This window comes from Aliiroseovarius sp. PTFE2010, from assembly GCF_049943335.1.
Lineage (GTDB): Bacteria > Pseudomonadota > Alphaproteobacteria > Rhodobacterales > Rhodobacteraceae > JBNFVY01.
Genome location: NZ_JBNFVY010000004.1, coordinates 185,480 through 198,680 on the forward strand (window position 1 = coordinate 185,480; position 13,201 = coordinate 198,680).

The following is a 13,201-nucleotide window of genomic DNA, read 5'->3' on the forward strand; positions in this document are numbered from 1 at the left end:
AGTTGCCGCATGTGGCCGCCCGCGCGGCGCGGCGCCCGCCCCGCAGACTGCGGCGCGGGCCAGTATTGACCAAACGCTTAGTGCTTGGCGTTGATGGCTTGTGCGGCGGCGATGTTGTCCGCCCCCACGTCGCCCTCAAACTGTTCCCAGACCGGTTTCATCACATCGACCCAGGCTTGGCGCTGTTCGGGCGTCAGTTCGCGAATCACGCCGCCAGCATCCAAAACGGCCTGACGGTTGTCCGCGTCGACCTCGGCAATGGCTGCGTTGCGTTCGGTCGTGACCTCTTGCATGATGCTCGCCAGTTGGTTGCGCACGTCTTCATCCAGACCTTCCCACCAATCGACCGACGTCACGACCATGTAGTCCAGCAGGCCGTGGTTGGTTTCGCTCACACCGTCCTGCACTTCAAAGAACTTCTGTCCATAGATGTTCGACCAGGTGTTTTCCTGCCCGTCTACAACGCCTTGCTGCAGCGCGCCGTACACTTCGGAAAACGCCATCGGCTGGGGCGAAGCGTCAAGCGCTTCCATCTGGGCAACCAGCACATCAGACGGCTGCACGCGGAATTTCAGGCCAGCGGCATCGGACGGATTGATCAACGGTTTGTTGGCCGAAAACTGTTTCAGCCCATTGTGCCAGAACGCCAGGCCCAGAAGGCCGCGGCGCACCATCGATTCCTTCATCGCCACGCCGGTTTGTGAATTCTGGAATTCCTCGACCGCGTCCATGTTTTTGAACATGAAGGGCAAATCAAAGATACGGAACACCTTGGTGAAGGTTTCGAATTTCGACAGCGACGGGGCCGCCATCTGCACGTCGCCCTGCAACATGGCTTCCAGAACCTGATCGTCATTGTACAGCGTCGAACTGGGGTAGACTTCGACACAGGCGATGCCGTTCATCTGTTCGTTCACACGTTCGGCAAACAGGTTCGCAGCGATCCCCTTGGGGTGCTTGTCGGTGTTCGTCACATGGCTGAACTTGATGACCATTTCGCCATCATCACAGGCCGCCATCGTCGCCGATGCAGACACGGACAGGGCCAGAGCCGCCGCAGCGGTCACAAGGAATTTCATGGTTGTCCTCCCAGACATTGTTCCTCTGGTTGTCCCAGTTTCAGGGACAATCGGGGGTAATCATCTGCCCGCTGGGCCACGGTGCAAGCGGGGATTATCCAGACCCAGTGACGTATCAGTTTATTGTTTTATATCAAACACAAGACAGATCATGGTGGTCGCAACCCCATTTCCGTTCACGGCGGCGTGAGCGGTCGCCCGCACAGAGATATCCCCCAGATGTGCGGAAATCCGCACAGGTCATGCCACCCCGAGTCGATGCCCCATCCCCGCCCGACGACCACGCGCTTTCGCGACGATGACGCGCCCGACGGCAACGAAGGGCGGGGCAAAGCGACAATCGGTGATCTGCGCCGCGGAAATGGGGGCGCCATTTTGCGATCGCGTTTGCACGAGCGAACACTGGCTTGAGCAAGTTGGAAGCGGGTTTCCCCCCGCGGCTTCAGTCGCGGTATCCTTCGGGGCGCACACCGTGACGGGCCAATTTGTCGTAAAACGTCTTGCGCGGCAGTTTCAGCGCCTTGGCCGCTTCGGTCGCGTTGCCCTTGTGCCGCCGCAGCGCATCGACCAACAATGACCGTTCGACCTGCGCCAGTTGCTCGGCCAGCCCCATGCCTTCGTCCGACACGTCATCTTCGCCCAGCCCCATCGCAAAGCGCATGGCCGCGTTCATCAGCGCACGGGCGTTGCCCGGCCAGTCTTGCGCCATCAGACGGCTGGTGACATCGGGCGGGATGTCGGGCACCGGCAAGTTGGCCTGTTCACATGCGATGGCCACATAATGGGTGAAGAGCACCGGGATATCGTCGCGCCGCTCGCGCAGGGGGGGGATGTGAATACGCGCCGCATCCAGCCGATAGTAAAGGTCGGGATGGAATCGCCCTTCGGCCGCCTCGCGCTGAAGATCGGCATAGGTGCTTGCCAGGACGCGCAGATCGCGCACCTCTTCCAGCAGATCCAGCAGCGCGAATTGTGCCGCGTGCGGCAGCGCGCCGACCTCGTCGATGAACATCGTGCCACCTGCTGTATCGCGAAACGCTGCGGTCAGGCTTTGGGGGTCTGGGCCGCGCCGGTCAACTTGACGAACGGGCCGCCCGCCTGAGCCGACAAAAGGTGCACCACCTCGGCCATTTTCGCGGTGCCTGATCCGGGTTCGCCGGTGATCATTCCGTCGGCCATGGTGCGCGCCACCGCCCGTGCATCGCGGCGCATCTTGCGCGACAGATCTGACGTTCCGCGCAGCAGGCGTGACGCGGCATCCCCGGTTTCGACCTGCCGGCGCAACGCCCGGTTCTCAAGCACCAACGCGCGGGTCTTCAGGGCGCGGCGCACCACCCCCAAAAATTCTTGCCCACCACAAGGTTTTTCAAGGAAATCAAAGGCCCCTGCCCCCATACCCCGCACGGCCATGGGAATGTCGCCTTCGCCGGTCAGCAAGATGACGGGCAGTTCGGGATCGATCCCGTGGGCATAGTCCAGCAACGCGAACCCGTCCTTTCCCGGCATCCGGATGTCGCTGACGACAACGCCCGGAAAATCGTGGGTGATACGGTCTTTTGCGGCCACGAAACTGCCCGCCAACACGGGCGACAAATCCGCCAGCTCAAGGCTCTGGCCCAGGGCGTCGCGCACTGCGGCATCATCGTCGACCACCAGGACAAGACGCGGGTCGCTCATGCGGCCTCCGAACTCTGCGCCGGGTTGAGCGCAACCGTGAACTCGGCCCCGCCATCGGGCCGGTTGCCGCCCCGGATCGCGCCGCCAAAGCTTTGCACCAGCCCGTAGGAAATTGACAGGCCCAACCCCATGCCTTCGGATGCGCCGACCTCTTTGGTGGAATAGAACGGATCGAACACCTTGGCCGGGTCAGATATTCCCGCCCCTGTGTCCGCAACGTGCAAAACGGTGGCGCCGCCGTGGCGGTCAATCCAGAGGTCCAGCTGTTTGCGCGCGCTGCCGGACATGGCGTCGATCGCGTTTGACACAAGGTTCATGACCACTTGCTGCAAGCGCACGTCCCCGCCGCGCACCATGGCCGGGGCCGCGGGACGTTGCCAATCGACCGAAACCTCTGCCGCCGCCAGCGTGCCTTGCGCCATTTCAAGCACCGCGTCGACCACGCCGACAAGGTCGACATCCGCTATGGTTTCCTTTTCATTGCGGGCAAAGGCGCGCAGGTTCTGGATGATGCGCCCCATGCGGCGGGCCAGATCGGATATGCGGCCCAGGTTGTCGGCCGCTTTTTCGGGGGCGCCGCGATCCAGGAATTGCTCGGCGTTTTCGGCGAATGACCGGATGGCCATCAGCGGCTGGTTCAACTCGTGACTGATGCCGGCCGACATTTGCCCGAGCGCGGTCAGTTTCCCCGCCTGAACCAGATCGGCCTGGGCGCGTTTCAACCGGGCCTCGGCCTCTTTGCGTTCGCCGATCTCGCGGGTCAGTTCGGCGTTCGTGGCGCGCAAATCGGCTGTTCGGGCAGTCACACGCGCTTCAAGTTCGGCATTGGCCCGCGACAGGGTGCGCCGGCGTTCGGTCGCAAAGACCACAAACGCCCCCACCATCAAAGCCAGAGCGCTGGCGAAGGCGGCCTGCAACGCCGCAAGTGTCCAGGCCGGGCGCAGGTTCAGCAACAATTCGGCCCGCAGCCCCACGACCGGCAGGTCATGTTGCAGGTGCAACGCCCGGTCAGGCAGATAGGGCCCGCCATCCAGTCGCCACACCTCATGCGGGCCAACGCGGGCCGCGCTGTGGCCGGGAAAATCCGCGCCGCGCCGGGTCAGGATCAGGTCCGACCGGCTGGTCACGAACACTACGCCCTGCGGGTCGGTAAAGAAAACGGCCGACGCTTCGGACGGCCAGTTCCATTCAATGGCAGCGACGTCCACATGCACGACGATCGCCCCATAGGCCGGCCCCTGAGGCGAAAAGATGGGCGCGGCAAAGGCAAATCTGCGGGCCCCCGATGGATCGATGAAGTGCGCCGTGCCAAGCGCGCCGCCTAGCGCACGCTCAAGCGCCGCGAGAGCGCCTTGCGGTATATCGACAGCCAAATGCGGCGCGTCGGTGTCGGGTGGTGTCGGGGCGCTGACCCCCGTGGCCAGAACCTGCCCGCGCCCATCCACCAGTTGCAGCGCGACCGAGCCGGTCTTGTCGGCCATGCGCACCAGAAATGCCGCGACGTCCGGGCCCGCGGCGCCGTTCAGCCGGTCCAACAGCACCGGATGATCGGCCAACAACACCGCCAATTCGCGGTAACGCCGCAGTTGTCCGGTCAGCCGATCCGCGGCCAAACCAAGATCAGCTTCCCCCCTTTCGGCCGCCCTGTCCACCGCCGCGCGCCACGCCAAGGTCCAGACCACCAGCCCCGCAGCCAGCGTCACCAGCAACACGCCCAGCAGGACAAAGGTGCGCGAGAAAATGGGCGGTTTCATGCAAAGAGCGGTCCATGTGCGGCGACGTTTGGCACTGCATTCTAGAAAGCGCTGCTTGCATTGGCCAGATGCTTCACGCAACCCTGCGTCCATGACAGACCTGCCGCGCTTTTCCCAATCACCCACCGATCCTGATTTCGTGCAGGACCCCTATCGGTTCTATACCCGGCTGCGCGCGGCAGGGCCGGTGGTGTGGTGGGACGACTACGCCATGCCGATGGCCAGTACCCACGATGCGGTGCACATGGCGCTGCGCGACAACCGGTTCGGCCGCGCGCCCATCGACGCGCCTGCCATCCCGGACCACCTGCGCGATTTTTACGCGGTCGACGCCCTTTCGATGCTTGAATTGGAGCCGCCCATGCATACCCGTCTGCGCGCGCTGGTGGGGCGGGCGTTCACCTCGCGCAGGCTCAGGGCGTTGCAGCCCCATGTTCAGGCCCTTTGCGACGAATTGGTCGATGGCCTGCAGGACGGCGCAGATGCGATCGCGGATCTGGCGGCCCCGCTGGCCGTGACCGTGATCGCGCGCCTTTTGGGCGTGGACGGGCGCGATGCGCCCCGTCTGCTGCGCTGGTCGCATGATATGGTGGGCATGTACCAGGCCGGGCGCACCCATGCTGACGAGCTTGCTGCAAACGCAGCCGCGCGCGACTTTGCCGCTTATCTGCGCGCCCATGTCGACGCGCGGCGCGCAACCCCGGGCGATGATCTGATCAGCGAACTGATCGCCGCCGAGGCTCAGGGCGAAAGACTGAACGCGGACGAGCTGGTGGCGACCTGCATCCTTCTGTTGAACGCAGGCCACGAAGCGACGGTGCAGGCCATGGGAAACGCAATACGTACGCTGGTCCAAAACGCGGGCGTCGCGGCGCTGCTGAACGATCCCGTCCGCGCCACCGAAGAAACCTTGCGTTACGATCCGCCAATGCACCTGTTCACGCGCTATGTCTATGAAGACACGGTGTTTCATGGCGCTGCGTTGCAGCGGGGCGACCAGATCGGGCTGCTGCTTGCCTCGGCCAACCGGGACGACGACGCCTTTGGCCCGGATGCCGACGTTTTCGATCCGCACCGCACGCCCAGGAACCATGCAACCTTTGGCGCGGGCATCCATTTCTGCGTTGCCGCGCCGTTGGCGCGCATGGAATTGGCACTGGGGCTGCGCACGCTGTTCACGGCGCATCCGAACCTGCAGATCGCGTCACTGCCGCGCTTTGCCGATACCTACCATTTCCATGGCCTGACGGATCTGCGCCTGTCGCTTTAGCGCCGTGCGCGCACAGATCGACCCGATCAAGGCCACCCCGTCAGAGCGAATCCGTCAGATTGGTAGGGCGACGGTGTTCTTGATCTCTTCCATCGACAACAGCGCAGTGACGTTGAAGATCTTCACCTCAGAGATCAGCGCCTGGTAAAAATCGTCATAGGCGCGCGCATTTTGAACGCGGACTTTCAGAATATAATCGATCTCGCCCGCCAAGCGATGGGCTTCCAGAACCTCGGGACGTTCGCGCAAGGCGCGCAGGAACCTATCCTGCCAGTCGGCCTCGTGTTCAGAGGTACGGATCAGAACGAAAAAACACGCCTCAAGCCCCAGGGCCTCGGCGTCGAGCATTACCGTCTGCGCGCCAACGACTCCGGCCTCGCGCATTTTGCGGATTCGGTTCCACACGGGCGTCTTGGACGAGCCGACCTTGCGCGCAATTTCGTCCAATGACTGACTGGCGTCTGCCTGCAGTTCGCGCAGGATTTTCCGGTCGATCGCGTCTATTTGGACATTTGTCATCGTTTCATTCCCATTTCCGAAACCCTGTTCCCGCGCCACGGCCCTGCAGAACATACGTTCCTTATTCTCTGGCACGGGTCCGATTTACCGGAACATTGTTCTATATTGAACCCTGAAACGCACACCCGGGGAAACACCATGGCACGCGCATTTACACCCAAAGTCGTGACAGCGAACGATCTGTTGCTGGGCGACGTGATTTACCTGGACGCCAATGGCGACTGGACCCGCAGCCACGCCCAGGCCGCTCTTTTCGCCGATCAGGACCAGGCCGAGGCCAAACTGGCCCAGGCCATGGCCGATCTTCATGTGGTTGGCGCCGAACTCAAGGACGCCGCCCCGGGCGAAGACGGCCCTGAACCTACGCATTTTCGCGAGGAATTCCGCGCCACCGGCCCATCCAACTATTTCCACGGCAAACAGGCAGAGGTCTGAAATGTACCGCTATAACGATTTCGACGAAGCCTTTGTCCGCACGCGCGTTGAGCAGTTTTCCCAACAGGTCGCCCGCCGCATCGACGGATCGCTGACCGAAGAAGAATTCCGCCCCCTGCGTCTGATGAACGGCCTGTACCTGCAGCTTCACGCTTATATGTTGCGCGTGGCTATCCCATACGGCACGTTGAACAGCACCCAGATGGATCAGCTGGCCCATATCGCCGAAACCTACGACAAGGGTTACGGCCATTTCACCACCCGCCAGAACATCCAGTACAATTGGCCCAAACTGGCCGACGTGCCCAAGATTCTGTCCGATCTGGCCGACGTGGAAATGCACGCCACACAGACCAGCGGAAACACCATCCGCAACGTCACCTCGGACCATTTCGCAGGCGCCACCCCGGACGAGGTGATGGACCCCCGCCCGGTGGCCGAACTGCTGCGCCAATGGTCGACCGATCACCCCGAATTCCAGTTCCTGCCCCGCAAGTTCAAGATCGCTGTCACCGCATCCCAGGCAGACCGCGCCGTGACGCGGGCGCATGACATCGGGCTGATCCTGAAAGAGCAAGCGGGTCAGACCGGCGCCGAAGTTATCATCGGCGGTGGTCTGGGCCGAACCCCCATGATCGGCAAAACCATCTCAGAGTTCGTGCCTTTGGACGATCTGCTGCCCTACGTCGAAGCCATTGTGTCGGTGTGGAACCTGCTGGGTCGGCGCGACAACAAGTTCAAGGCCCGCGTCAAGATCACCGTGCACGAAAACGGTCTGGACGAATACCGCCGGCTTGTTGATGAACGCTTTGCCGCGATCAAGCCGACCTTCAGCGGCATCGACCAGGACTATCTGGCCGAAATCACCAAAGCCTTCGCCCCGCCCGCCTGGGTCAATCGCCCGACCGACGCCTTCGACGCGGCCTACGGCACCGATCCGCTGTTCCGCGCCTGGGCCGACCAGAACCTGGCTGTGCACAAGGCCGAAGGGTACGCAATCGCGACAATTTCGCTGAAAAAGCCGGGCGAAACGCCGGGCGACGCAACGGCCGCGCAAATGCGCGTGATGGCGGAACTGGCCCGCAAATACGGCCATGACGAACTGCGCATCAGCCACGAGCAGAACGTGATCCTGCCCCATGTGCACAAGTCCGATCTGCCGGCGGTCTATGCCGCCCTGCGCGCCGCCGACCTTGCCACGGCCAACATCGGGCTGGTCAGCGACATCATCGCTTGCCCCGGCATGGACTACTGCGCCCTGGCAACGGCGCGCGCCATCCCCGTTGCACAAGGCATCGCCAAGCGGTTTGAAGAACTGAAACTCGAACATGAAATCGGCGAGCTGAAGATCAAGATTTCCGGTTGCATCAACGCCTGCGGTCATCACCACGTGGGCCATATCGGCATTCTGGGTCTGGACCGCGCGGGCGTGGAAAACTACCAGATCACGCTGGGCGGTGATGGCACCGAAACCGCCGTGATCGGCACGCGCACCGGGCCGGGCTTTGCTTATGATGAAATCGTGCCGGCCATCGAACGTCTGATCGGGGCCTACATGAAGCTGCGCGAGGATGCGGAAGAAACCTTCTTGCAAACCTACCGCCGGGTCGGGATGGATCCATTCAAAGAAGCTCTCTACCCGCCAAAAGAGGAGCGTGCCAATGCCGCTTGAAGCCGTTCAATACCGCGGCGAGAGCGTGGACGAACGTGTGGCGGCGCTGAACGCGCGGTATCGTCACCATTCGGCGACCTCGGTTCTGGAACGCGCCTTCGCCGACGAACAGGTTGGTGATATTGCGCTGGTGTCGTCATTTGGGGCCGAATCCGTGGTGCTGCTGCACATGGTGGCGGTCATGGCGCCGCAAACGCCGGTGCTGTTCATCGACACACAGATGCTGTTTCCCGAAACCCTGCAATATCAGCAGGCTCTGGCCGAAAAGCTGGATCTGAAAGACCTTCGCCGGATCACGCCGAACGCGGCGCGCTTGGCCACGGTCGATCCCGACGGCACCTTGCATCAGCGGGATCAGGATGCATGCTGCGATCTGCGCAAGACCGAAACCTTGCAAGATGCGCTGACACCGTTCCACAGCTGGATCACCGGGCGCAAACGCTTTCAGGGCGGCCAGCGCACGGCGCTGGATTTTTTCGAGAACGAGGCCGACATCCGCATCAAGGTCAACCCGCTGGCCCACTGGGAAAAACAGGACGTTCAGGACTACATGACCAACAACCGCCTGCCGCGGCATCCGCTGGTGGCCCAGGGCTACCCGTCGATCGGATGTGCGCCGTGCACGTCACCCGTCAAGCCGGGTGAAGATGAACGCGCAGGCCGTTGGCGCGGAACGCAAAAAGAAGAATGCGGCATTCACTTCGTCGACGGAAAAATCGTCCGCGGGCCGCTGCCGAAAGGAGACGCCGCATGAGCGTTATCGTGACCGACACCGGGTTTGCCGCCGATGATTTCAACGGCACCTTTGTGCCCTACGAAGACACCCCTGATGCGCCGGCACTGGTGCTCGCGCCCGACACGCCGCATGACCGGTTGACCGAAATCGCCAACAGCGCGCAGGCTGTCGCCATTTCTTTTCCCTCGTTCAGTGACGGGCGTGGTTTCACACTGGCGCGCCTGTTACGGCTGGCAGGCTTCACCGGGCGCCTGCGCGCCCGGGGCCACGTGATCGCTGACCAATATACCATGGCCCGGCGCGCCGGCTTTGACGAGGTCGAGATCGACGACGATCTGGCCGCCCGCCAACCGCAAGAGCAATGGCTGTTCCGGGCCGATCACAGCGCCCATGACTATCAGTCGCGGATGCGCGGCTAGACCCCATACATTCTATTCTTTACATGTGATGCCCAGTAGCGGCCCATCGCGGCCCGAAACACGCCCTGCCCTAACCAAGCAATGGCCCAAACACGCAATGCCCGAAACACGCAATGAATGAGCAAGCACCCGTGACCGAAGCGCCCGTAAAAGCCGTCCCCACCCTGCCCGATGCCGCGACCGTTCTGTCGGTCAAACATTGGACAGACCGTCTGTTTTCTTTCCGGGTGGAACGTCCGCAAAGCTTGCGCTTTCGGTCGGGAGAATTCGTGATGATTGGCTTGATGGGCGATCCGGACCCCAAGACGGGCAAGGTCAAACCGCTGCTGCGGGCCTATTCCATCGCCTCGCCCAACTGGGACCAGGAGCTGGAGTTCTATTCGATCAAGGTGCCTGACGGCCCGCTGACCAGCCGGCTGCAGCATATTCAGCCCGGTGACCAGATCATCCTGCGCCCCAAGCCGGTGGGCACACTGGTGGTCGATGCGCTTTTGCCCGGCAAACGGCTGTGGATGTTCGCGACCGGCACAGGGATTGCGCCCTTTGCCTCGCTCATGCGCGATCCCGAGGTTTACGAAAAATTCGACGAGGTCATTCTGATGCACACCTGCCGCGAGGTGGGCGAGCTGGAATATGGCCGTCAGTTGATCGAACACATCAAATCCGACGAAATCCTGAGCGAAATCGAAGGCGGCAAGCTGCGCTATTACCCGACCACCACGCGCGAAGAGTACCACCACATGGGCCGCGTGACCGACAACCTGAAATCCGGCAAGGTGTTCACGGATCTGGGCATCGACCCGATCGATCCCGAACATGATCGCGCCATGGTGTGCGGCAATCTGGGCTTCAACAAGGATATCATGGCGATTCTGAACGATTTCGGGTTGCGCGAAGGCGCCAATTCCGAACCGCGCGAATACGTGGTCGAAAAAGCGTTCGTCGATTAAGTAACTGCGATCGGAACAAAAAAGCGCCGCGTGACAGGATCACGCGGCGCTTTCATTTGTCATGGCCAGAAGGCTTACATGCCCATCAGCAGTTTAAGACGGTCCAGCACAGGCCCCAACAGGTCTGGGTTATCCTTGACCCGGTCCAGCGCCGTCAGGATCGTCTCTTTTTCGCTGCTTTCCAGCGACGACTCTTCGACCAGCGGGCGCACTTTCTCGAGATCGAAATTTTCGACCGTCAGAAGGGTCGCCGGGTCCAGCTCGGCCGCAGCTTCAGCGGCGGCATCGCCTGAGGCATCGGCGACATCTGCAGCTTCCGACGCCGCTTCGGCGCCCACATCTGCAGCGTCCTCGGCGACCTCGTCGGCGACGTCCGCGGCACTCTGCGTTGCGGCATCGACGGCATCATCGGCCGCGTCAACCGCATCCGAAGCCGTATCGCCAGCCGCATCGGCAGCATCCGTGGCGGTGTCCATCGCAGCATCTGCCGCGGAAGACGCCGCATCCGCCGCCGAGTCTGCGGCGTCGCCAGCAGCGTCGACAGCGTCCTCGGCCGCGTCAACGGCCCCTTCGGCTGCGTCGGTTGCCATATCGGTGGCGGCATCGGCCGCATCACCGGCTGCGTCAACCGCAGCGTCAGCGGCGTCCGTGGCCGCTTCGGCGGCGGTTTCAGCGGCGTCTTGGGCGGTGTCGGCGGCCGCTTCGGCAGCGTCCGCTGCACCTTCGACAACCGCGTCGGCGGCATCTGACGCTGCTTGGGCGGCCGTATCGGCAGCCTCGGCGGCGGTGTCGGCCGCGGCATTGGCGGCGTCTTGTGCGGCCTCGACGGCGTCCGTGGCCACTTGCGCCGCGCCATCGGCCACCGAAGTCGCAGCATCGCCAGCCGCAGTTGCGGCGTTTTCAGCGCTGTCGGCGACCGAATTTGCCGCATCCGAAGCTGCTTCGGTCATGTCTGCCACTGCGTCCGGGTTCTGTTGGGTGACGTAATATGCCCCGCCCAAACCTGCAGCAACCAGAAGCAAAACGATGATCCATGTCTTGTTCATTAGAGTTCCCTCGTAAATTCAACGGCCTTTCAGGCCCGGCGTTTACATGTCACTTAGACCTGTGGAATGAAAGAGCCAGTTACGGGGAATATGTTTTTCTGCGGTATCACGCCACTATCCGGTTGAATCACCGCCCGTTCGGCCCTATTTTCCAGCGCCAAATAGTCAATTACCGAAGGATGCCCGCCATAGCCCGCAGACCGCACAATGCCCCGCCAACCCGCGATACCGGCCCTCGTGTCAATGATCGCATCAGGGCCCCTGAAATACGTCTGATCGGCGCCGATGGCGAAAATGCCGGTGTGGTGACCCCAGCACGGGCGTTGGAGATGGCGAACGAGGTCGGGTTGGACCTTGTGGAAATCTCGCCCAACGCGACCCCGCCGGTCTGCAAGATCATGGACTTCGGCAAGTTCAAGTATGAACAGCAAAAGCGCGAAAGCGAAGCGCGCAAAAAGCAGAAGACCATCGAGATCAAGGAAGTCAAATTCCGCCCGAACACGGATCAGCATGACTATGAAGTCAAGATGCGCAACGTGTTCAAGTTTTTGGAAGGCGGAGACAAGGTCAAGGTGACCTTGCGCTTTCGCGGTCGCGAGATGGCCCACCAGGATCTGGGCCGCCGGCTGCTGGAACGCGTAGCCGAGGACACCAAGGAAATCGGCAAGGTCGAAAACATGCCGAAGATGGAAGGCCGCCAGATGATCATGATGATCGGTCCCCTTCCGAACAAGTGACCGGTCCGGACAGACAAATGAAACGGGGCCCCGCGGGCCCCGTTTTTTTATGCATCAAAAGCGCTTAAACCGCCGCGGGGTATCACCCCGCGGCATCATTTTATCGTGGCGCCCGCATCAGGCCGCCGCGACAGCCCGACCGGTCAGCACCTTGACCAGATGGGCGCGGTATTCGCCCGTGCCGTGCATGTCGGCGATCATGTCCGACGCGTCCGGCGCGGACAGACCCGAAATCGCATCGGCCGAGAAATCGGATGACAGGGCACCTTCGGCTTCGGTCCAGCGAAACACGCCATCATTCGATGCGCCCGTGACCGCCACGCGCACTCCATCCGCGTATTTGGCCACGAACACCCCGACCAGCGCAAAGCGCGAGGCGGGCTGTTCAAACTTTTGATAGTTGGCCTTTTGCGGGATGGGAAACTTGACGGCGGTGATGATCTCGCCTTCGTCCAAAGCGGTGGTAAACATGCCCTGGAAGTAGTCATCGGCCGCGATTTCCCGCGCGTTGGTCACAATGGTCGCGCCGCTGGCCAGCGCCGCCGACGGGTAACAGGCCGATGGGTCGTTATTGGCCAGGCTGCCACCGATCGTGCCGCGATTGCGCACCGCCGGATCGCCGATGTTGCCCGCCAGCGCGGCCAGAGCCGGATAGGCCCCCGCCCCTTTGGCCACATCCACGTGCCGCGTGCCGCCGCCGATCGACAGCGTGTCGCCATCCTGACGAATGCCCTTGATGTCGGCGATTGCGCTCAGCGACACCAGCTTGCTGGGGCTGGCCAGGCGCGCTTTCAGCGTCGGGATCAGGGTTTGCCCGCCGCCCAGGGCCTGGGCGTCCTCGGTTTTCAGGGCGTCCACTGCGCCCGCCACAGAGGAGGGTTGTTCCAAGTCGAAATTATACATCTTC

At 62.4% G+C, this 13,201-nt stretch carries 12 protein-coding genes and 1 pseudogene; 7 read left to right on the forward strand and 6 right to left on the reverse strand.

Annotated elements, in window-relative coordinates; translation table 11 throughout:
• Positions 1-77 precede the first annotated feature (77 nt).
• From ACP2AV_RS08940 to ACP2AV_RS08950, 3 genes and pseudogenes are all read right to left on the reverse strand, one after another.
• Entirely contained in the window at positions 78-1,079 is a 1,002-nt protein-coding gene (locus ACP2AV_RS08940; protein ID WP_426372332.1) for a DctP family TRAP transporter solute-binding subunit, read from the reverse strand.
• Positions 1,080-1,521: 442 nt separating this feature from the next.
• Positions 1,522-2,756 (reverse strand): annotated as a pseudogene (locus ACP2AV_RS08945) (sigma-54-dependent transcriptional regulator).
• Positions 2,753-4,510, reverse strand: coding sequence for a sensor histidine kinase (locus ACP2AV_RS08950; protein WP_426372333.1), 1,758 nt, complete (start codon positions 4,508-4,510; stop codon positions 2,753-2,755). Before ACP2AV_RS08950 ends, ACP2AV_RS08945 begins: the two are co-directional and overlap by 4 nt.
• Before the next feature lie 91 nt (positions 4,511-4,601).
• Between ACP2AV_RS08950 and ACP2AV_RS08955 the strand changes: the two genes are divergently transcribed.
• Entirely contained in the window at positions 4,602-5,780 is a 1,179-nt protein-coding gene (locus ACP2AV_RS08955) for a cytochrome P450 (protein ID WP_426372334.1), read from the forward strand.
• Between the two features lie 54 nt (positions 5,781-5,834).
• On the opposite strand, the gene ACP2AV_RS08960 is transcribed toward ACP2AV_RS08955, so the two are convergent.
• Complete coding sequence (locus ACP2AV_RS08960) at positions 5,835-6,299, reverse strand: Lrp/AsnC family transcriptional regulator (protein ID WP_426372335.1); 465 nt, start codon at positions 6,297-6,299, stop codon at positions 5,835-5,837.
• A 138-nt stretch (positions 6,300-6,437) separates the two neighbouring features.
• Here ACP2AV_RS08960 and ACP2AV_RS08965 point away from each other — a divergent pair, with 138 nt between their 5' ends.
• From ACP2AV_RS08965 to ACP2AV_RS08985, 5 genes are all read left to right on the forward strand, one after another.
• Positions 6,438-6,734 (forward strand): DUF2849 domain-containing protein, encoded by a 297-nt coding sequence (locus ACP2AV_RS08965; RefSeq protein WP_426372336.1) that lies wholly within the window; start codon positions 6,438-6,440, stop codon positions 6,732-6,734.
• A 1-nt stretch (position 6,735) separates the two neighbouring features.
• Positions 6,736-8,406: a nitrite/sulfite reductase gene (locus ACP2AV_RS08970; RefSeq protein WP_426372337.1), complete on the forward strand. Its 1,671-nt coding sequence runs from the start codon at positions 6,736-6,738 to the stop codon at positions 8,404-8,406.
• Positions 8,396-9,160 (forward strand): phosphoadenylyl-sulfate reductase, encoded by a 765-nt coding sequence (locus ACP2AV_RS08975; protein WP_426372338.1) that lies wholly within the window; start codon positions 8,396-8,398, stop codon positions 9,158-9,160. Before ACP2AV_RS08970 ends, ACP2AV_RS08975 begins: the two co-directional genes overlap by 11 nt.
• Positions 9,157-9,561, forward strand: a complete 405-nt coding sequence (locus tag ACP2AV_RS08980) for a DUF934 domain-containing protein (protein ID WP_426372339.1) — start codon at positions 9,157-9,159, stop codon at positions 9,559-9,561. Before ACP2AV_RS08975 ends, ACP2AV_RS08980 begins: the two co-directional genes overlap by 4 nt.
• Before the next feature lie 113 nt (positions 9,562-9,674).
• Complete coding sequence (locus ACP2AV_RS08985; RefSeq protein WP_426372340.1) at positions 9,675-10,511, forward strand: ferredoxin--NADP reductase; 837 nt, start codon at positions 9,675-9,677, stop codon at positions 10,509-10,511.
• Between the two features lie 74 nt (positions 10,512-10,585).
• On the opposite strand, the gene ACP2AV_RS08990 is transcribed toward ACP2AV_RS08985, so the two are convergent.
• On the reverse strand, positions 10,586-11,557 hold the full coding sequence (locus ACP2AV_RS08990; RefSeq protein ID WP_426372341.1) for a hypothetical protein: 972 nt from the start codon (positions 11,555-11,557) through the stop codon (positions 10,586-10,588).
• Positions 11,558-11,736: 179 nt separating this feature from the next.
• Here ACP2AV_RS08990 and infC point away from each other — a divergent pair, with 179 nt between their 5' ends.
• A complete protein-coding gene (gene infC / locus ACP2AV_RS08995) occupies positions 11,737-12,294 on the forward strand; it encodes a translation initiation factor IF-3 (RefSeq protein WP_426372342.1) in 558 nt (185 codons plus the stop codon).
• Positions 12,295-12,411: 117 nt separating this feature from the next.
• On the opposite strand, the gene ACP2AV_RS09000 is transcribed toward infC, so the two are convergent.
• Positions 12,412-13,197, reverse strand: coding sequence for an FAD binding domain-containing protein (locus ACP2AV_RS09000; protein WP_426372343.1), 786 nt, complete (start codon positions 13,195-13,197; stop codon positions 12,412-12,414).
• Between the last annotated feature and the right edge of the window lie 4 nt (positions 13,198-13,201).

Coding starts and splice junctions, on each gene's coding strand:
- ACP2AV_RS08940 (WP_426372332.1), bottom strand. CDS start 1,079: ATGAAATTCCTTGTGACCGCTGCGGCGGCTCTGGCCCTGTCCGTGTCT.
- ACP2AV_RS08950 (WP_426372333.1), bottom strand. CDS start 4,510: ATGAAACCGCCCATTTTCTCGCGCACCTTTGTCCTGCTGGGCGTGTTG.
- ACP2AV_RS08955 (WP_426372334.1), top strand. CDS start 4,602: ATGACAGACCTGCCGCGCTTTTCCCAATCACCCACCGATCCTGATTTC.
- ACP2AV_RS08960 (WP_426372335.1), bottom strand. CDS start 6,299: ATGACAAATGTCCAAATAGACGCGATCGACCGGAAAATCCTGCGCGAA.
- ACP2AV_RS08965 (WP_426372336.1), top strand. CDS start 6,438: ATGGCACGCGCATTTACACCCAAAGTCGTGACAGCGAACGATCTGTTG.
- ACP2AV_RS08970 (WP_426372337.1), top strand. CDS start 6,736: ATGTACCGCTATAACGATTTCGACGAAGCCTTTGTCCGCACGCGCGTT.
- ACP2AV_RS08975 (WP_426372338.1), top strand. CDS start 8,396: ATGCCGCTTGAAGCCGTTCAATACCGCGGCGAGAGCGTGGACGAACGT.
- ACP2AV_RS08980 (WP_426372339.1), top strand. CDS start 9,157: ATGAGCGTTATCGTGACCGACACCGGGTTTGCCGCCGATGATTTCAAC.
- ACP2AV_RS08985 (WP_426372340.1), top strand. CDS start 9,675: ATGAATGAGCAAGCACCCGTGACCGAAGCGCCCGTAAAAGCCGTCCCC.
- ACP2AV_RS08990 (WP_426372341.1), bottom strand. CDS start 11,557: ATGAACAAGACATGGATCATCGTTTTGCTTCTGGTTGCTGCAGGTTTG.
- infC (WP_426372342.1), top strand. CDS start 11,737: ATGCCCGCCATAGCCCGCAGACCGCACAATGCCCCGCCAACCCGCGAT.
- ACP2AV_RS09000 (WP_426372343.1), bottom strand. CDS start 13,197: ATGTATAATTTCGACTTGGAACAACCCTCCTCTGTGGCGGGCGCAGTG.